The sequence below is a fragment of the Halomonas piscis genome (genome assembly GCF_031886125.1).
GTDB classification, from domain to species: Bacteria; Pseudomonadota; Gammaproteobacteria; order Pseudomonadales; family Halomonadaceae; genus Vreelandella; species Vreelandella piscis.
The window spans coordinates 1298678-1315967 of record NZ_CP119391.1 but is presented as its reverse complement, the minus strand read 5'-3'; the positions used below and the strand labels follow the sequence as shown (position 1 = coordinate 1315967).

The window sequence follows — 17290 nt, the reverse complement described above, 5'->3', positions numbered from 1 at the left end:
TGCCCGGCTAACGATATTCAAGCGGGCCTATTTATCGCCGCGAGCCTTTAACAGCGCAGCGCCCAGCGCCCCCACGTCGGCGTCGTGGCTCTCGGCCTTGCCGCCGCGCTTGCGGCGCCGGGTCTTGTTTGCCCCTGCCTTGCCGTCGGCCGTGCCCGGGGCGCCGCTACTGGCACCGGCGGCCCTGTCCGCCTCGGGCTGGTCGTCCAGGCGCATGGACAGCCCGATGCGCTTGCGCGGTATGTCCACGTTCATGACTTTCACCTGGACGATATCGCCGGCCTTGACCACGCTGCGCGGGTCTTCCACAAAGCGGTGGGAAAGCGCCGAGATATGCACCAGCCCGTCCTGATGCACGCCGATATCCACAAAGGCGCCGAAGTGAGTCACGTTGGTCACGCTGCCCTCCAGCACCATGCCCGGCTCAAGGTCGTTCAGGCTTTCCACGCCCTCGCGGAACGCCGCGGCCTTGAACTCCGGGCGCGGATCGCGGCCGGGCTTGTCCAGCTCGGCGAGAATGTCGCTGACCGTGGGCACGCCAAAGCGCTCGTCGGCGAAGTCGGCAGGGTCGAGCGCCTTGAGAGTGGCGCTGTCGCCGATCAGCCCTTTCAGCTCGCGTCCGGTCTGGCCGGCAATACGCTCCGCCAACGGATAGGCCTCGGGGTGCACGGCGCTGGCGTCCAGCGGGTTGTCGCCGCCGGTGACGCGCAAAAACCCGGCGCACTGCTCGAACGTCTTCGGCCCCAGGCGGTTGACTTCCAGCAGCGCCTGGCGGCTATTGAAGGCGCCGCGGCGGTTGCGCTCGGCGACGATATTGTCGGCGAGCGTGGCGGACAGCCCCGCCACCCGGGAAAGCAAGGCGCTCGAGGCGGTGTTCAAGTCCACGCCCACGGCGTTCACGCAGTCCTCGATCACCGCCTCGAGACTTTTGGACAGCTGCAGCTGGGAGACGTCGTGCTGGTACTGCCCCACGCCGATGGACTTGGGCTCGATCTTGACCAGCTCCGCCAGCGGGTCCTGCAGGCGGCGGGCGATGGACACCGCGCCGCGCACGGTGACGTCGAGGTCGGGAAGCTCCCGGGAGGCGTACTCCGAGGCCGAATACACCGAGGCCCCGGCTTCGGACACCATCACCTTGCTCAGCGGCTGCGAGGCCGCCATCGCCTTGACCAGCTCGCCGGCGAGCCTGTCGGTCTCGCGGCTGGCGGTGCCGTTGCCCACGGCGATCAGCGCCACGCCGTGCTCCCTGACCAGGCGAGCCAGCTCGTCCAGGGACTCGCGCCAGCGGTTCTGCGGCGCGTGGGGATAGATCGTGGTGTGGGCCAGAAACTGCCCGGTGGCGTCCACCACCGCCACCTTGCAGCCGGTACGCAGGCCCGGGTCAATGGCAAGCGTTACCTTGGGGCCCGCCGGCGCGGCCAGCAAAAGGTCTTTCAGATTGGCGGCGAACACCTCGATAGCGGTGAGCTCGGCCTGCTCGCGCAGCTGCCCCAGAAGCTCGGTTTCCAGCGAGGTGTAGAGCTTCACCCGCCAGGTCCAGCGCACGACTTCGGCGAGCCACCTTTCTCCAGGGCTTTGGCCTTCGGGGCCTGCCTTATCCGCCGGTACAAGCTTGATGCCTGCCTGCCTGGCAATGGCCAGCTGGGCCGGATGAATCGGCGCCTCGTCTTCGCCGGGCAGGCGGATCGCCAGGCTCAGCACGCCTTCGTTGCGCCCGCGAAACATCGCCAGCGCCCGGTGGGACGGCACCTTGGCAAGCGCCTCGTCGTGCTCGAAATAGTCGGCAAACTTGGCGCCCTCGCGCTCCTGGCCCTCGAGCACCCGAGCGGAGAGCTCGCCGTCCCGCCACAGCCGCTCGCGCAGCCGGCCGATGAGCTCGGCGTCTTCGGCAAAGCGCTCCATCAGGATCTGCTTGGCGCCGTCGAGCGCCGCCCTGGCGTCCTCCACCGCCGGGGTTTCGCCCTCGGCCGGGCGCAGGTAGGCAGCGGCTTCGCGCTCGGGATCGAGCCTGGGGTCAGCCAGCAGCGCGTCGGCCAGCGGCTCCAGGCCGGCCTCCCGGGCCATCTGAGCCTTGGTGCGACGCTTTTTCCGGTACGGGCGGTACAGGTCTTCCAGACGCTGCTTCGTATCGGCGGCGTTCAGGTCAGCGGCAAGCGCCGAGGTGAGCTTGCCCTGTTCGTCAATCGTGGCGATCACCGCCTCGCGACGCTCTTCCAGCTCGCGCAGGTAGCGCAGGCGCTCATCAAGGCGCCGCAGCTGAGTATCGTCCAGCGCCCCGGTAACTTCCTTACGGTAGCGGGCGATAAAGGGCACCGTGGCGCCCTCGTCCAGCAGGCCTACCGTGGCGGCTACCTGAGCCGTGCGAACGCCCAGCTCATCGGCCAAGCGTTCCATAATACGCTGATTGACATTCATATATCGCAACTAACTCATGCAGCAATGAAGAGGGCCACAAGGTACCACACTCGTCCGCGCCCCGCTTCCGGCAGCCGCGCAACAAACGGTGCCTAGGCAGGCTCGAAGCGCAGCGCCAGGCCGTTGTTGCACCAGCGCAGGCCGGTGGGCTCGGGGCCGTCTTCAAACACGTGCCCCTGGTGGCCGCCGCAGCGCGCGCAGTGGTATTCGGTGCGTGGCCAGATCATGCTGAAGTCCAGCTTGCTGAGCAGGTGCCCTTCGACGTGTCTGAAAAAGCTCGGCCAGCCGGTGCCGGAATCGTACTTCATGGCGCTTTCAAACAGCACCAGATCGCACCCGGCGCAGCGGAACTCGCCCTCCCGGGTTTCGTCGTCCAGCGGGCTGGAAAAGGCCGGTTCGGTGTCGTTTTCCCGAAGCACCTTGTAGGCCTTGGGCGAGAGGCGCTCGCGCCACTCGTCCTGGGTCAGCTCGAGCGGCTCGATATCGCCGGACGCGCTCAGATCAACGCTTGGGTAGCCGAACGACACACCGGGCAGCGCGCCGGCGACGCCGGTCAGGCCGGCAAGACCGAGAAAATGGCGGCGTTTCATCAGATTTTGCGCGGGATACCCGGTACTTTCAGTGCCGGGAGGGATAGCGCGTCGCCCGCAGAGCGACCTGTTACGCCACCGTCTGCCCCGCTCCTCCCTTTGGTTGAATGGATGAGGTGAGGCGGTAGCCGTAGCCATCACCGCGTTGGATCAGCAAGCAGTGCTTGTGCGAGATGCCTTGCACCGCCCCCTGCTCGGTCTGAATGTTGAAGCTGCCTGTTTTACGCACAGCGACACGGCCCGTATGGATGCCGGCCTTCTTGCCGGTGGGCACGATGGCTTTCACCATGTCGCCGGTCTGAAAACCGTGCACCTGCTTCTGCCGCATCAGATAGCCACGCGGGAAACCGTGCCGGTTCAATCGGGTGCGTTGATAGCTGCCGCGTCCGGTGGCCTTGATCGTCAGCGTCGGCACCTGCCAATGGTGCAGGGCGTCCATTGGGCCGACACAGGCGGCGTCCAGGGCGTGGGTCTTGGGAATGCCGAGGCGCTGGCGGTTGTACTTGGTGCGCCCGCCGCTACCTGCTGTCACCGGCAGACCGGTGGCCTTGAGAGCACCGAACAGCACCCAACGGGTCGCGTTGACGGCGCTGGCATCCCGCAGCGGGCGCTTGAGCTCACATTGCACGCGCTCCTGTCGAGCATCCGCCGACAGGTTGTTAGCCTTGAGTCGCTTCTTGAGCCCCTTGTCGGTGGTGAAGAAAGTGTCCAGCGTGCCGTTGCCCTTGCCCTGGTTGCAGGCGTGGCAGGCCAGCGTCAGGTTACTGACGCGGTGCGAGCCACCGTGAGCACGAGGTACCACATGCTCGACTTCCAGTGGGGTGTCGGTATCACCACAGTAGGCGCACTCGCGCCCCCACTTTTCCAGCAGGTATTCGCGCACCTCGTAGCCGAGCAGCGAGCCCTGCTGGTACTCGACACCGCTGATCTCCGGGTTGTCCAGCTTCTGCGTATCGAAGCGCACCAACTCCTGACTGATGGCAGTGACCGGCGCCAGACGAGTCAGCCGGTTCACCCAAGCCGTGATGGTATCGACACGGTGCCGCAGGCTGGGAGCCAGCCAGCCCTTGGGTCGGGTGCGGTTGTTGAAGCGTGGCGCCCGGTAGCGCAGGTTCTGACGGCGACGACGGCGACGAAAGGCTCGGCGCTGCTCCAGCGCCTTGCGAATCTGAAAGCCACGATGGACAAGATCGAACAGGCACAGCACGTGACGATCCTCGGCATCCTCGCGCACTAACGCCAGCCCGGTGGTCTTGCTGCCGGGGTCGATGCCGAGTCGCAGCGGCTGGGTGTCACCATCCACCCGATCCTTGAGCCGGATCGTGAACGGATAGCGCTTATGCACCACAGCGCGACCGCGTTCCAGCAACAACCGGGCGCGCTTCTCGCTGCACGGCATCAGGGGCCGTTTCTGTTTGTCCAATACGAAAACCGCCATGCGATTTTCTCCTGTGTTAATGCCCTTACGGGCCTGGTGTCGCGGATCGTTCGATCCGTCTCCCCTCGGGAATGTCGATAACCGGCTCCTGCCTGACGGCAGCGATCAAGACCTTCGGCGTTTTACCTTGCGCCAGCATGATCCTGACCTTCCAGAGCCCGCCGCTGAGGAAGCACGGCGGGGTGGGTCTTGGCGACCTGTTACCAGCGTAGCGGGTTGACTACCGCTTTCCCTGGTCAGCCGGGCTTGCTTTCACAAGCCTCTCCCTTCAGGGAGAGGTAGCTGACGGCAGACCTCCTCAGGGTTTTCGAGTCCATCTGCCAGCATAGTAACACCACCCTTGTACAGAAAATCCAATAAAAAAAGCCAACGTACAACCATTGGTCTTTTTAATATCCAGCCACCACCGTCGCGCGGCACAGCCGCCCTCCCACAGGCTCCGTGGTCGGCTGATTTTGTGGGAGGCCGGTTTACCGGGCGACGCAGGCTGCAGGCCTGCCGCTAGTGCACCGTGGGCGATGGGGCATCCGGGTCACCCGAGAGCAGCGCTTCCACGTCGGCGGCGGTATAGCGGTAGCTCGAATGGCAGAAGTGGCACTGGGTATCGATGGCGCCCTGCTCCTTGACGATATCGCGCAGCTCCTCGGCGCCCAGGGTCAAAAGCCCGTCGGCCATGCGCTCCCGGGAGCAGGTGCAGCCAAAGTACAGCGCCTTGGGCTCGAAAACGCGCACGGTTTCTTCGTGGTAGAGCCGGTAGAGCACCTGGCGTTGCTCAAGGCCTAAAAGCTCGTCAGGCTTGATTGTCTCGGCCAGCTTGGCGCTGCGCTCCCAGGCGTCCACGTCCTGATTTTGCGCTTCGTGGGGCAGGCGCTGAAGCAAAAGCCCGCCGGCGCGCTTGCCGTCGGCCGCAAGCCACAGCCGGGTGGGCAGCTGTTCGGACTGGCTGAAGTAGGCCTCCAGGCACTCGGCCAGGGTCGGGTGATCCAGCGCGACCACGCCCTGATAGCGGTTGCCTTCGCGCGGGTCCAGGGTAATCACGATCTGACCTTCACCCACCAGCTCGCGAAACTCAGTATCGGCTTCGGGCAGCGCGGCGTCTTCGGCAACCCGGGCAATGGCGCGCAGCTCGCCGCCGGGGTTGGATTCGGCCATCAGCAGCGAAAGCGCCCCCTCGCCGCGCACCTCAAGGCTCATCACGCCGTCGAGCTTGACGGTATCGGTCAATAGCGCCACCGCGGCCAGCAGCTCGCCCAGCAGCGCGTTCACCGCCGGGGGGTAGGCGTGGCGGCTGAGTACGTCGCCGTAGGCTTTCTCCAGCGTGACGATTTCGCCGCGCACGTTGGTGTTGTCAAACAAAAAGCGTTGTATCTGGTCATTCATGTTGTGCGGTCACCTGCAAAGAAGAAATCGCGGCCGGCGCGAGGATTAGCCGCCCTGGTTACGCTGGAACTGCTTGATTTCGCGGCGCTGCTTTTTATCCGGCCGCCGGTGCGGATGCTGCATGACCTGCTGGCCCAGCCGCCGGGCTTCCAGCTCGCGCGCCCGGCGCTCGGCGCTTTCCGCGGTCTCTTCGTAGAGCTTTCTGGCTTCCGGCGCTCCCCGGCGCTGGTCGGAAAGCCCGGTCACGCGGACCTCGTAGATATCATACCCTTGGGGAATGCGAATCAGCGCGTCCAGCTCCACCGGCTTGCTGGTTTTGGCCCGGCCGCCGTCGTAGTGCACCTTGCCGCCCTCGATGGCTTTTTTCGCCAGCTGGCGGGTTTTGAAAAAGCGCGCCGCCCACAGCCACTTGTCCAGACGTACGCTATCAGCCATGAAAACCCTCCTTCATTGCGGTTTCCGGCACCTCGGCGGGATAGATCTCGGCAAAGCGGCCAAGCGCGGTAAAGGTCTGCAGCTCCCGCTCCGGGCGCCGGCTGTCCGGCTGCTTGATACCCAGCAGATGGCAGATGCCGAACGTTTTGGCGCTTTCCAGCACCCGCGGATTGTCGTCGATGAACAGCGTCCGCGCCGGGTCGAACGGCTCGCGGGCCCTGAGCGCGTGCCAGAAAGCCTGCTCTTCCTTGGCCGCGCCCAGATCCTGAGACGACACAATCGCATCCAGGTAGGGCTCAAGGCCGGTCAGCGGCAGTTTGAGCTCGAGACTTTCGCGGTCGGCGTTGGTCGCCAATACCACCCTGGGGTGGGCGATCTTCAGCCAGCGGAGAAAATCCAGGGCATCGCCGCGCAGGCCAATCAGGTGCTGCACCTCACGCTTGAGCGCGACGATATCCACGTCAAGCTCCCGGCGCCAGTAGGCCAGGCTATACCAGTCGAGCGTGCCCTGTTCGCCGACAATGCGGGCTTCAAGTTCGCGCTGGGACGCTTCGTCGAGCTGGTGCAGCTCCACATAGCGGCGCGGCAGATGCTCAAGCCAGAAATGACTGTCAAAGTGCAAATCCAGCAGCGTGCCGTCCATGTCCAGCAGTACGGTATCAATGGTCTGCCAAGGTATCATCGCCGCTCCTCTTGCGTGCTGTTCTCTGACGCTTCCCGCGCCGGGGCCCGCGGCTCTGGGCAACGGGTCAGGGCTTGCCTGCGCCGGCCCGGCCAGGCGTGCTATTGTAGACTATCGATGATGCCTCAACGACCGCTGGCCCACGAGTGCCGATCCGCGTTCACCGGTCGCAACCCATTCAGCCAGGGGGACGCACCCCTGCTCTGCCACGGAGACAGCATGTCAGCGAACCATTATCTCGCCCCACCCCACGGGCAAAGGCCGCAGATACTCTCCTGCACGCCCGTTGCCCAAAGCCGTTTGTTTCGGGTCGAGGCCCTTGACCTGCGTTTTTCCAACGGCGAAGAGCGCCAGTTCGAGCGCCTGGGCGGCAAGGGCAGCGGCGCGGTGATGATCGTCGCCATGCCCGACCCGGAAAGCGTGCTGCTGATCCGGGAATACGCCGCCGGGTTTGAAGACTACGTGCTCACGCTGCCCAAGGGGCTCATCGACCCCGGCGAAGACGCCGAGACCGCTGCCAACCGCGAGCTGATGGAAGAGTGCGGCGTGGGCGCTCGCCACATCGAGCCGCTGTGCGAGCTGTCGCTGGCGCCCAACTACATGCGCCACCGGATGAACGTGCTGCTGGCCACCGATCTCTATGACAAGCGCCTGCCCGGCGACGAGCCCGAACCGCTGGTGGTAGAAAGCCAGCCGCTCGACGACATCGACACCCTGCTCGCCCGGGACGACTTCCACGAAGCCCGCGCCATCGCCGCGCTCTACATTGCCCGGGACCGGGTGCGCGCCGAGCGCCAAGGGCTGGTGCCGTAACGGCCTGCGTCAGCGCTTGCCGAACCGCCAGAAAAAGGGGCCGCCTGGCCGGCAGCCCCCGGCGTTGACCGCCCGTCACGAAAGCCCGGGCGCTACTGAAACACGGCCTTGGCCACGTCGCGGTAGCGGTCGGCAAAGTGGACCGTCATGCCCTCGCGGAGAAACTCGGGCAGCTCGTTATAGTCCTGGCGGTTGGCCGCCGGCAGCACGACTTCGTAAATGCTGCTGCGGCGCGCGGCGATGATTTTTTCGCGGATACCGCCCACCGGCAGCACCTGGCCGGTCAGCGTCAGCTCGCCGGTCATCGCCAGCGGCCGGCCGATGGGCTGACGCCTGGCCATGGACAGAAGCGCTGTGGTCATGGTCACCCCGGCAGAGGGGCCGTCCTTGGGCGTGGCGCCTTCGGGCACGTGCAGGTGGACAAAGGAGGCGTCGAAAAAGCCCTCCGGCGCGCCGTTTTCCTTCAGGTGTCCCAGCGTATAGCTGTAGGCGATATTGGCAGACTCCTGCATCACCTCGCCCAGCTTGCCGGTGAGCTTGAAGCCGCGCTCCAGCCCGTGCACCCGGGTGGCCTCCACCGGTAGCGTGGCCCCGCCCATGGAGGTCCAGGCAAGCCCGGTGACCACGCCTTCCCCCTTGAGCACCTTCTCCTTGCGGAACAGTGGCGCCCCGAGAAAGTCCTCAAGGTTTTTCACCGAGACCTTGACCGTGCTCTCGCCCTCTTCCTGGTCGCTTTCCAGCAGCTTTACCGACGCCTTGCGCACGATACGGTGGAGCTGCTTTTCCAGCTGGCGCACGCCGGCTTCCCGGGCGTAGCCTTCGATCACCTGCTTGAGCGCCGCGTCGGTCAGGTTGATGCGCTTTTTGGGCAGATTGTTGCGCTTGAGCAGCTTGGGCCAGAGATGATGCTTGGCAATGGCGACCTTCTCCTCGGCGATATAGCCGGAGAGCCGAATCTGCTCCGTGCGGTCCAACAGCGCCCGGGGAATGGAATCCACGGTGTTGGCGGTGCACACGAACAGCACCTTGGACAGGTCCATGCGCACGTCGAGGTAGTGATCGAGGAAGTCCACGTTCTGCTCGGGGTCGAGCACTTCCAGCAGCGCCGAGGCCGGGTCCCCCTGGAACGACTGCCCGAGCTTGTCGATCTCGTCGAGCATGATCACCGGGTTTTCCACCTCGACTTCCTTGAATGCCTGGACAAACTTGCCCGGCATGGCGCCGATGTAGGTGCGCCGGTGGCCCTTGATTTCAGCCTCGTCGCGCATGCCGCCGACCGAGAAGCGGTAGAACTTGCGGCCCAGCGCGTCGGCGATGGAACGGCCCACCGAGGTCTTGCCCACCCCCGGCGGCCCCACCAGCAGCAGAATCGAGCCGCCGACGTCGCCCTTGAAGGTGCCTTCGGCGAGAAACTCGACGATGCGCTCCTTGACCTCTTCAAGCCCGTCGTGGTCGCGGTTGAGCACCTTCCTGGCGTGGTCCAGATCCAGCCTGTCGTCGCTGGTGATCCCCCAGGGCAGGCTGGTCAGCCAGTCCAGGTAGTTGCGCGTGGTGCCGTATTCCGGCGAGCCGGTTTCCAGCACGCTGAGCTTGCCCATTTCCTCGTCGATGCGCTCCTGGACGCGCTCGGGCACGGTGAGCCCTTCAAGGCGGGCGCGGAAGGTATCGACGTCGTTTTCACGGTCGTCCTTGGAAATCCCCAGCTCGCGCTGAATGACCTTGAGCTGCTCGCGAAGGAAGAACTCGCGCTGATGCTCCTGCATCTTGGCGTTGACCTGCTCGCTGATCTCGTTTTGCAGCTGAGCCACGTCAATTTCCTTGCGCAGCAGCGGCAGCACCTTCTGCATGCGCTCGATCACCGACAGCGTCGCCAGCACATCCTGCAGCTCGGGCCCCTTGGCCGAGGTGATCGCCGCGGCAAAGTCGGTCAGCGGCCCGGGCTGGTTGGGGCTGAAGCGGTTGAGATAGTGCTTGAGCTCCTCGCCGTAGAGCGGATTGATCGGCAACAGCTCCTTGATGCCGTTGATGATCGCCATGGCCCAGGCGCGGGTTTCCTCGTCTTCACTGTCCACCGGCTCCCTGGGATAGCTCACCTCGACCAGGTACGGCGGCTTCTTCGACAGCCAGCGCCGGATACGAAAGCGCTGCATGCCCTGGGCGATAAACTGGATCTGGTGATCTTCGGCCTTGAGCTTGTGCACCCTGACGGCGGTGCCGATCTCGGGAAAGTCCTCTTCCCCGGGCGCCTCGTCGCCGTCATCGCCGTCGCCGACAAAGGCGACGCCGATGGTGTGGTGCGGCGTGTTGGCCACCCGCTGCATGGTTTCTTCCCAGCGCTCGCGGTTGATCAGCAACGGCTGTACCTGGGCGGGGAAAAACGGCCGGTTGTTGATGGGCAGCAGATAGATGCGCTCGGGCAGCGCTTCGCCGGCCGGCACAAGGTTATGGGCACGCTCGCCGTCGGAGCGGTGCTCGCTGTCAAGCTCATCGCCGGCATCTTCGTACGCCGTGGTCTCGTCGTGCGCTTCCCACTGGGGAGCCTGGTCGTCGCGGTCAAAGCCCTGGTCGCTATAGTCCTGGTCGCTCATGCACCCTCCGTTAACAAAAGCCGGCGATGTAGCTGCCGGGCGGTTGCTAAGGGAATGCGGGCGCCGGAGCCAAACTTCAAGCCTTCCCCTGCGTTACCAGTCCGGCAGCGGGCGGCCGTTGACCCGCCAGTCGCCCCGGATCAGGTCAAACGTCAGCTCGCGTTCGCCAAGCGGCAGGCCCAGCCACAGCGCGGCGACGGCCGGCGCGTCGCGCCAGGTAATGTCGCCGTTCAGCCGCCGTAAAAAGCGCGCCTGCATCTCGGGTTCGTCGAGCCGGGCCAGATCCAGGTCGTCGATCTTGCGGGCATCAAAGAACAGCGCGCCGTCGGCCTCCATGGCGATATCCAGCAGGGGACTGGTCAGCGCAATTTCCTCGATGTCCAGCCGCGGCGCCTCGCTCAGTACCTGGCGCAGCAGCGGCGAAAGGCGCTCGAGCGCGTCGTCGGCCACGGGCATGTCGGCGTCGCCCCGGGCGGCATCCTGGCGCAGCCGGGCAAAGATGCGCCGCACGGCGTCGGCATCCAGGCGCGACAGCGTCCCCGCGATTCGGCCGTGGAGCGCCGGCGTATCCGGCGCCTCCTCCGCCAGCCAGACGTTGTCGAGGATGAGCTCGCCGTCAATGCGCAGCTCGCGCTCGTCGAGCGCCATGTCGGTATGCAGCACCAGCGGCGCGGACTCAAGCGCCAGGTCGGGGTGGTCAAGGCTCAGCGCCTCGATGCGCAATTTATCGTGCTGGTTGAAGTGGTAGGCTTCGTCGATATAGGTATAGCGGCTTTCCAGGGTGGCCGGCCCCAGGGCAAGGCGGGCGCCGTGATCCGTCAGGGAAAGCTCGTCGAGCTCGGCCGCCAGGCGCCAGTCGCCGTAAACGCCGCGCAGCTTGACCCGGGCACCGCGCACGGCAAGCTCGCGCCCGTGCTGGGTGATGGTCAGCGGAGCCAGCGCCACGCGCATTTCATAGCGCCCGCTGTAGGTGTGATAGCGCCCGTTCAGGCGCGGGGCGGCGGTAGCACCGACTTCGCCCACGGCCTTTTGCAGCGTGCCGTCCAGCCGCGGGCGCAGGGTGCCGGTGATCTCGCTGGATAAAATGCCGTGACGCACGTCATAGTCAAGCTCCAGCCGCCAGGGGCGGCCCAGCAGCGGCGACAGCAGGATACGCCCCTCGGAACTCAGCCAGCCGGCGTCGTTTTCCACCCGCTTGACTCGCCACTCCCCGCGGGCCTGGAGGTCGGAAAGCGCCTGGCTCAGGCTGCGCTCGAACAGCACGCTGGAAACCAGCTGGGCCACCAGCCAGGCAATCGCCAGCACCGCCAGCACGGGCACTATCAGGCGCTCTTTACGCATCACGCTTCCTCAGGCCTAAACCGCTTGCCACCCGGGGCCGCTAATGCAGCCAGAACCACAGGTGCATGGAGCTCCAGGCATAGAGCCCGGCCATGACGTCATCGATCATGATGCCAAAGCCCCCGGCGACCCGGCGGTCCGCCCAGCGGATCGGCCAGGGTTTGAAGACATCGAAAACGCGAAATACCACAAAGCCCCAGAGCGCGGCTTCCCAGGAAAACGGCACCGCCGTCATGGTGATCCAGTAGCCGACAAACTCGTCCCAGACGATCCCCGAATGGTCGTGCACCCCCAGGTCGTGGGAGGTTTTGTCGCACAGCCAGACGCCGATGGCGAAGGCCACCAGCACGATGCCCAGATACCAGCCCTGGCTGAGATCGGCCATCAGCCAATAAAAGGGAATGGCCGCCAGGGTGCCGAAAGTGCCCGGCGCCCAGGGCATGGTGCCGCTACCCAGCCCGAAGGCGAAAAAGTGGGTCGGGCGCCGCCAGACGCTGGCCGGGGCGCGATTCATCGGGGTGGCTCCGTCGGCGCCGGGTCCGGTGAGGTAAAGTGCTGCCAGCCGCGCCGGCCGCCGGTGGCGGTCTCGAGAATCTCGGCGGCGTTTTGCCCCTCTCCCGGCGCCACGCAGCGGCCGATGGCCGTCAGGGCGATGCCCGCGGCCTCAAGCGCCTGCTGCGCCCGGGCGAGATTCGCCGGCGGCAGCGTGACCAGAAGCTCGTAGTCGTCGCCGCCGGAAAGCGCCGCCCGGCGGGCCTCATCGGCGCCCAGCGCGGCGCCCAGGCCGTCGGCGAGCGGCAGCGCGTCAACTTTCAGCACCGCGTCGACGCCGGAAGCGCAGCGGATATGGCCCAGATCCGCCAGCAGGCCGTCGGAAATGTCCATGGCGCTGGAGGCCAGCCCGCGCAGCGCCATACCGGCCTCAAGCGCCGGCTCGGGCAGCAGGTAGCGGCGCAGCAGAGGGTGATCAAGGTCGCGCTCGCCGCGCTGCCACAGCTCAAGCCCGCCGGCACCGCCGCCCAGCGCCCCGGTCACGGCGACGACATCGCCCACCCGCGCCCCGCTGCGCCTGAGCGCCTGGCCGGCCGGAACCTCCCCCATCACCGTGACGCTGATGGCAAGCCGCCCCGAGGTCACGTCGCCCCCGGCAAGCGCCGTTTCCCAGCGCGCGCAGCCGTCCATGAAGCCGCGGGCATAGCCGGCAAGCCACGCCTCGGCGGCATGTTCGTCGGCCAGGCGCTGGGCGTCCAGGGTCAGCGCCATCCAGCAAAAGCGCCCCCGCGCGCCCATGGCCGCCAGGTCGCTCACCGCCACCGCCAGCGCCCGGTGGCCCAAGGCGCGCGCCGGGGCGTCCCCGGGAAAGTGAACGTCCACCACCGAAGTATCGACGCTGACGGCCAGTTCATGGCCCGACCGGGGCAAGAGCAGGCTGGCATCGTCGCCCACCCCCAGCGTCATGCCGCGGCTTTCTGCCCCGGCAGTACCGCCGGGCGTGAAATAGCGTCGGATCAGGTCGAATTCGGCAAGCACAACGGCCTCTTAAACAGGAAGTGGCACCTCGAACGCGGCGGCAGGCATCAGCGTCGCCGCGCGCTGACTTCAGCACTGCGCAACCGGTTGGCCAGCTTGTCCAGAATGCCGTTGACGTATTTGTGCCCGTCGGTCGCGCCGAAGGAGCGGGCCAGCTCCACGCCCTCGTTGATCACCACGCGGTACGGCACCTCCAGGCGATAGCGTAATTCATAGGCGCCCAGGCGCAGAATGGCAAGCTCCACGCCGTCGAGATCTTCCAGCCGGCGGTCGAGCACCGGCGAAATATCGCGGTCGATCTCGCCTTTGAGCCGGGCAATATTGTGCAGAAGCTCGGAAAACAGCGCCTGGTCGGCAATGCCCATCACCGTCGCCCAGTTCTCGTGGGGCTCGAGGTCGTCATCCGGGCTCTGGGCGCGAAACTCGGCCTCGATGGCGGTCATCGACTTGCTGTTCATCTGCCACTGATAAAGCCCCTGGACGGCGAGCTCCCGGGCGGCGTGGCGGCTTTGTCCGGCGGCCGAGGGCTTGCGTTGCCGACTCATTGCGCCGCTCCTGTCGTTCCCACCGTGCGCAGCAGCGAAACCATCTCCATGGCTGCCATGGCGGCTTCGGTGCCCTTGTTGCCGGCCTTGGTGCCGGCGCGCTCGATGGCCTGCTCGATGGACTCCACGGTCAGAACGCCGTTGGCCACCGGGGTATCGAACTCCAGCTGCAGGCTGTTCATCGCCGAGTTGCAGCCGCCGGCCACGTACTCGAAGTGCGGCGTGCCGCCGCGGATCACCGCGCCCAGCGCGATCACCGCGTCGGGCTTGACCACGCCCAGCACGCGCTTGATCGCCAGCGGCAGCTCCCAGGCGCCCGGCGCATGTATCAGCTGAATGTTTTCCGGGTCCACGCCGTGGCGCACCAGGCTGTCCACGGCGCCCTCCACCAGGCTGTCGACCACGTGGTGGTTAAAGCGCCCGACCACGATGGCGTAGCGGCCGTTGACGTCGAAAAAGTTGCCTTCAATTTGGGCGAGCGGTTCCATCATGTCTTCCTGCTTGCAAGGCCCTCAGGCCTTGTCGTTCGGTCCAAGACGCTCCACGACTTCGAGATCGAAGCCGGAAAGCGCAGAAAATTTCCACGGCGAGCTGAGCAGGCGCATCCTGCCCACGCCCAGATGGCGCAGAATCTGCGAGCCGGTGCCAATGGTCAGGTAGTTGCCGGCGCCGTCGGAGTCGCTGGTGCGCGGCGTTCGCCGGCGCTCGAGGAACACGTCCAGCTGGTCTTTCAGATCCGGCGGCGGCAGATTTTCATCGATCAGGACAAACACCCCCGGCTCGCTGCCGGCGATCTCGGCCAGCGCGCTGCCGGCGTCCCAGCGGTTTTTGTCGTCCTGCAGCATCCCCAGCACGTCGCGCAGGGTGTCGGCCAGGTGCACGCGCACCGTGGTCGGCGTCTCCGGTTCGGGCCGGCCGTTGACCAGCGCCAGGTGGTGCGCCCCCTGAATGCGGTCGCGAAACACGTGCAGGGTCATCTCGCCGTGAATCGTCTGCTGGGGGCGCGATTCCAGCAGCTCCACCGTCTGCTCGTTGACGATGCGATAGTGGATCAGATCGGCGATGGTGCCCATCTTGATGCCGTGAGCTTCGGCAAACGCCTCGAGCTCCGGGCGCCGAGCCATGCTGCCGTCGTCGTTCATGACTTCGCAGATCACCCCGCTGGGGTCGCAGCCGGCCAGCGCGGCCAGATCGCAGGCGGCTTCGGTGTGGCCGGCGCGGCGCAGCACCCCGCCGGGCTCGGCCATCAGCGGGAAGATATGCCCGGGCTGGACGATATCGGCAGGCCCCGCGCCGGGGGCCACGGCGGCCTGCACCGTACGCGCGCGGTCGGCGGCGGAAATCCCCGTGGTCACGCCCTCGGTCGCCTCGATGGAGAGCGTGAACTTGGTGCCGAAGCCCGAGGCGTTGTTATGCACCATCAGCGGCAGGCTCAGCTGCTCGCAGCGCTCACGGGTCATGGGCAGGCAGATCAGCCCCCGGGCAAAGCGCGCCATGAAGTTGATGTGCTCGGCCTCGACCTTCTCGGCGGCCATGATGATATCGCCTTCGTTCTCGCGATCCTCATCGTCCATGAGGATCACCATTTTCCCCTGGCGAATATCGTCAACCAGATCGGCGATGGGGGCCAGCCCCCCGGCGGAGGATTGCGCCATGAAGTCTCCCAGTAGTGTCTTTCGCAGTGCCGAACTTGCGCAGTGCCGAAACGCGACGCTGCCGAACGGCCAGCGCCGACAGCCGCGCGTCAGGGTACCTTGGTATCGCCCGGTGCGCCAGCCGGCAGCGGCGAGGCAATAATGCGCCAGTCCGGCCCCACGGCGCGAACGTCGTCAATCGAAAGCCGGCGCTGGTCCGCCATGCGCTCAAGTCCCGGCAGCGCAAACGCGCCCCGGGCCCCGGCGCCCAACAGCGTCGGCGCCATGAACAGCCACAGCGAGTCGACCAGCCCGGCGTCCAGCATGGCCCCGGCAAGTGTAGCGCCGGTTTCCACCAGCAGCTCGTTGACCGCCTCGGCCGCGGCCAGGTAGGCCACCAGCGCGGCCAGGCTCACTCGGCCGTCGGCGCCGGCCTCAAGGATCAGTATTTCCGCGCCGGCGGCCTCGAGGGCGCTGCGCTTTTCGGCGTCGTGGCCGGGCACCGTGGCGATCAGGGTGCGGCCGGGCTCGGCCAGGCAGGCCGCCGTCTCGGGCAGGCGCAGGCGCGAATCGACAATCACCCGCAGCGGCTGGCGGCGAGCCGCTTCGTCGGCGTTCTCCAGCCCCAGCTGGGCGGCGCGTACCGTCAGCCGCGAATCATCCGTGCGCACCGACTCCACCCCGCTGAGCACCGCGCTGGAACGCGCGCGCAGGCGCTGCACCTCGGCGCGGGCCTCGGGGCCGGTGATCCACTGGGATTCCCCCGACGCCATGGCGGTGCGTCCGTCCAGGCTCATGGCCATCTTCAGCCGTACCAGCGGCCGGCCGGTCTCCATCCGCGCGATGAAGCCCGGGTTCAGCCGCCGGGCGTCGTCGGCCAGCAGCCCCGTCTCCACCTTGACGCCGGCGCTTTGCAAAAGCGCCACGCCGCGGCCGCTGACCCGGGGGTTGGGGTCCTCCATCGCAACGACCACCCGGGCGATGCCGGCCTCCACCAGCGCCTTGGCGCAGGGCCCGGTGCGCCCGGTGTGCGAGCACGGTTCCAGAGTGACGTAGGCAACTGCCCCGCGGGCGCGCTCGCCGGCCGCCGCCAGGGCGTTGACTTCGGCGTGGGCCTCGCCGGCCCGGCGGTGAAAGCCTTCGCCGACGATAGCCGGCGCCGCGCCGTCTTCGCGGACGATGACGCAGCCCACCCGAGGGTTGGGGTCGGCGGTATAGCGCCCGCGCTCGGCCAGGCGCAGCGCCCGGGCCATATAGCGGTGGTCTGCGGCAGAAAAGGTCGCCATGGGGCTAGCGCTCCCCATCCGCATCGCCGCGGTCGGCCTCGTCACGCCCCGACGCGCCGGCCAGGCGGTCGATTTCGGCGCGGAACTCGTTCAGATCCTGGAACTTGCGATACACCGAGGCAAAGCGGATATAGGCCACCGGATCGAGATCGTCCAGCGCCTGCATCACCAGCTCGCCGATATCCCGGGCGTCGACCTCGCGCTCCCCCCGGGAGCGCAGGGTCTGGCGGATGCGCTCCACCGCCACCTCGATGGCCTCGGCGCTGACCGGACGTTTCTCCAGCGCGCGCAGCATCCCCGCGCGCAGCTTGTGCTCGTCGAAGCTCGCCCGGGAGCCGTCGGACTTCACCACCCGCGGCATCATCAGCTCGGCGGTCTCATAAGTGGTAAAGCGCTCCTGGCAGCGGGCACACTGGCGGCGGCGGCGCACCTGATCGCCGTCGGCCACCAGGCGCGAGTCGGAAACGCGGGTGTCGTGATCACCACAAAAGGGGCAATGCATTAAAGGCTACCCTGATTCAGCAAGATATCTTACCGGTGGAACATGGGTCGGCCAGTGTAACGATTCGGCACATAATCTGCAGTATTTCTTGCACTTTGCTCCCCAATCGCC

The 17290-nt window shown here is 66.6% G+C and carries 17 protein-coding genes; 2 read left to right on the top strand and 15 right to left on the bottom strand.

Going from position 1 to position 17290, the window contains the following annotated elements; all coding sequences use genetic code 11:
* Positions 1–27: 27 nt before the first annotated feature.
* The 3 genes from P1P91_RS06175 to iscB all read right to left on the bottom strand — a co-directional run bounded on the left by P1P91_RS06175 (position 28) and on the right by iscB (position 4443).
* Positions 28–2415: a Tex family protein gene (locus tag P1P91_RS06175; protein WP_311885275.1), complete on the bottom strand. Its 2388-nt coding sequence runs from the start codon at positions 2413–2415 to the stop codon at positions 28–30.
* A 92-nt stretch (positions 2416–2507) separates the two neighbouring features.
* On the bottom strand, positions 2508–3005 hold the full coding sequence (gene msrB, locus P1P91_RS06170) for a peptide-methionine (R)-S-oxide reductase MsrB (protein ID WP_311885274.1): 498 nt from the start codon (positions 3003–3005) through the stop codon (positions 2508–2510).
* A gap of 70 nt (positions 3006–3075) precedes the next feature.
* Positions 3076–4443, bottom strand: a complete 1368-nt coding sequence (gene iscB, locus P1P91_RS06165; protein ID WP_311885271.1) for an RNA-guided endonuclease IscB — start codon at positions 4441–4443, stop codon at positions 3076–3078.
* Positions 4444–4514: 71 nt separating this feature from the next.
* Here iscB and P1P91_RS06160 point away from each other — a divergent pair, with 71 nt between their 5' ends.
* The gene (locus P1P91_RS06160; protein ID WP_311885270.1) at positions 4515–4655 is read left to right on the top strand and encodes a hypothetical protein; all 141 of its coding nucleotides are present in this window, start codon (positions 4515–4517) and stop codon (positions 4653–4655) included.
* Positions 4656–4944: 289 nt separating this feature from the next.
* Here the strand turns inward: P1P91_RS06160 and hslO are convergent, their stop codons facing one another.
* From hslO to yrfG, 3 genes are read right to left on the bottom strand one after another with little or no spacing between them, the layout of a single operon-like run.
* Positions 4945–5823: an Hsp33 family molecular chaperone HslO gene (hslO, locus tag P1P91_RS06155; protein WP_311885268.1), complete on the bottom strand. Its 879-nt coding sequence runs from the start codon at positions 5821–5823 to the stop codon at positions 4945–4947.
* 45 nt (positions 5824–5868) lie between these two features.
* Entirely contained in the window at positions 5869–6258 is a 390-nt protein-coding gene (hslR, locus tag P1P91_RS06150; protein WP_311885266.1) for a ribosome-associated heat shock protein Hsp15, read from the bottom strand.
* Entirely contained in the window at positions 6251–6940 is a 690-nt protein-coding gene (gene yrfG / locus P1P91_RS06145) for a GMP/IMP nucleotidase (RefSeq protein ID WP_311885264.1), read from the bottom strand. Before yrfG ends, hslR begins: the two co-directional genes overlap by 8 nt.
* Before the next feature lie 219 nt (positions 6941–7159).
* Between yrfG and nudE the strand changes: the two genes are divergently transcribed.
* Entirely contained in the window at positions 7160–7753 is a 594-nt protein-coding gene (gene nudE, locus P1P91_RS06140) for an ADP compounds hydrolase NudE (protein WP_311885263.1), read from the top strand.
* A gap of 92 nt (positions 7754–7845) precedes the next feature.
* On the opposite strand, the gene lon is transcribed toward nudE, so the two are convergent.
* The 9 genes from lon to nrdR all read right to left on the bottom strand — a co-directional run bounded on the left by lon (position 7846) and on the right by nrdR (position 17179).
* Complete coding sequence (gene lon, locus P1P91_RS06135) at positions 7846–10341, bottom strand: endopeptidase La (RefSeq protein WP_311885262.1); 2496 nt, start codon at positions 10339–10341, stop codon at positions 7846–7848.
* Positions 10342–10434: 93 nt separating this feature from the next.
* The gene (locus P1P91_RS06130; protein WP_311885261.1) at positions 10435–11682 is read right to left on the bottom strand and encodes a DUF945 family protein; all 1248 of its coding nucleotides are present in this window, start codon (positions 11680–11682) and stop codon (positions 10435–10437) included.
* A gap of 40 nt (positions 11683–11722) precedes the next feature.
* A complete protein-coding gene (locus tag P1P91_RS06125; RefSeq protein ID WP_311885260.1) occupies positions 11723–12196 on the bottom strand; it encodes a phosphatidylglycerophosphatase A family protein in 474 nt (157 codons plus the stop codon).
* Positions 12193–13212 (bottom strand): thiamine-phosphate kinase, encoded by a 1020-nt coding sequence (thiL, locus tag P1P91_RS06120; RefSeq protein WP_311885258.1) that lies wholly within the window; start codon positions 13210–13212, stop codon positions 12193–12195. The genes P1P91_RS06125 and thiL overlap by 4 nt, the downstream gene beginning before the upstream one ends.
* A gap of 47 nt (positions 13213–13259) precedes the next feature.
* On the bottom strand, positions 13260–13757 hold the full coding sequence (nusB, locus tag P1P91_RS06115) for a transcription antitermination factor NusB (RefSeq protein ID WP_311885257.1): 498 nt from the start codon (positions 13755–13757) through the stop codon (positions 13260–13262).
* Positions 13754–14245, bottom strand: coding sequence for a 6,7-dimethyl-8-ribityllumazine synthase (ribH, locus tag P1P91_RS06110; RefSeq protein ID WP_311885714.1), 492 nt, complete (start codon positions 14243–14245; stop codon positions 13754–13756). Before ribH ends, nusB begins: the two co-directional genes overlap by 4 nt.
* A 24-nt stretch (positions 14246–14269) precedes the next feature.
* A complete protein-coding gene (gene ribBA, locus P1P91_RS06105) occupies positions 14270–15412 on the bottom strand; it encodes a bifunctional 3,4-dihydroxy-2-butanone-4-phosphate synthase/GTP cyclohydrolase II (protein ID WP_311885256.1) in 1143 nt (380 codons plus the stop codon).
* Positions 15413–15501: 89 nt separating this feature from the next.
* Complete coding sequence (gene ribD, locus P1P91_RS06100; RefSeq protein ID WP_311885255.1) at positions 15502–16677, bottom strand: bifunctional diaminohydroxyphosphoribosylaminopyrimidine deaminase/5-amino-6-(5-phosphoribosylamino)uracil reductase RibD; 1176 nt, start codon at positions 16675–16677, stop codon at positions 15502–15504.
* 4 nt (positions 16678–16681) lie between these two features.
* The gene (gene nrdR, locus P1P91_RS06095) at positions 16682–17179 is read right to left on the bottom strand and encodes a transcriptional regulator NrdR (RefSeq protein WP_311885253.1); all 498 of its coding nucleotides are present in this window, start codon (positions 17177–17179) and stop codon (positions 16682–16684) included.
* Between the last annotated feature and the right edge of the window lie 111 nt (positions 17180–17290).

Excerpts from the sequence above, each read along its gene's own strand:
- P1P91_RS06125 (WP_311885260.1), bottom strand. The coding sequence starts at position 12,196 with ATGAATCGCGCCCCGGCCAGCGTCTGGCGGCGCCCGACCCACTTTTTC.
- yrfG (WP_311885264.1), bottom strand. The coding sequence starts at position 6,940 with ATGATACCTTGGCAGACCATTGATACCGTACTGCTGGACATGGACGGC.
- lon (WP_311885262.1), bottom strand. The coding sequence starts at position 10,341 with ATGAGCGACCAGGACTATAGCGACCAGGGCTTTGACCGCGACGACCAG.
- P1P91_RS06160 (WP_311885270.1), top strand. The coding sequence starts at position 4,515 with ATGTCGATAACCGGCTCCTGCCTGACGGCAGCGATCAAGACCTTCGGC.
- P1P91_RS06175 (WP_311885275.1), bottom strand. The coding sequence starts at position 2,415 with ATGAATGTCAATCAGCGTATTATGGAACGCTTGGCCGATGAGCTGGGC.
- iscB (WP_311885271.1), bottom strand. The coding sequence starts at position 4,443 with ATGGCGGTTTTCGTATTGGACAAACAGAAACGGCCCCTGATGCCGTGC.
- msrB (WP_311885274.1), bottom strand. The coding sequence starts at position 3,005 with ATGAAACGCCGCCATTTTCTCGGTCTTGCCGGCCTGACCGGCGTCGCC.
- nusB (WP_311885257.1), bottom strand. The coding sequence starts at position 13,757 with ATGAGTCGGCAACGCAAGCCCTCGGCCGCCGGACAAAGCCGCCACGCC.
- P1P91_RS06130 (WP_311885261.1), bottom strand. The coding sequence starts at position 11,682 with ATGCGTAAAGAGCGCCTGATAGTGCCCGTGCTGGCGGTGCTGGCGATT.
- hslR (WP_311885266.1), bottom strand. The coding sequence starts at position 6,258 with ATGGCTGATAGCGTACGTCTGGACAAGTGGCTGTGGGCGGCGCGCTTT.
- nrdR (WP_311885253.1), bottom strand. The coding sequence starts at position 17,179 with ATGCATTGCCCCTTTTGTGGTGATCACGACACCCGCGTTTCCGACTCG.
- ribD (WP_311885255.1), bottom strand. The coding sequence starts at position 16,677 with ATGGCGACCTTTTCTGCCGCAGACCACCGCTATATGGCCCGGGCGCTG.
- nudE (WP_311885263.1), top strand. The coding sequence starts at position 7,160 with ATGTCAGCGAACCATTATCTCGCCCCACCCCACGGGCAAAGGCCGCAG.
- ribH (WP_311885714.1), bottom strand. The coding sequence starts at position 14,245 with ATGGAACCGCTCGCCCAAATTGAAGGCAACTTTTTCGACGTCAACGGC.
- hslO (WP_311885268.1), bottom strand. The coding sequence starts at position 5,823 with ATGAATGACCAGATACAACGCTTTTTGTTTGACAACACCAACGTGCGC.
- ribBA (WP_311885256.1), bottom strand. The coding sequence starts at position 15,412 with ATGGCGCAATCCTCCGCCGGGGGGCTGGCCCCCATCGCCGATCTGGTT.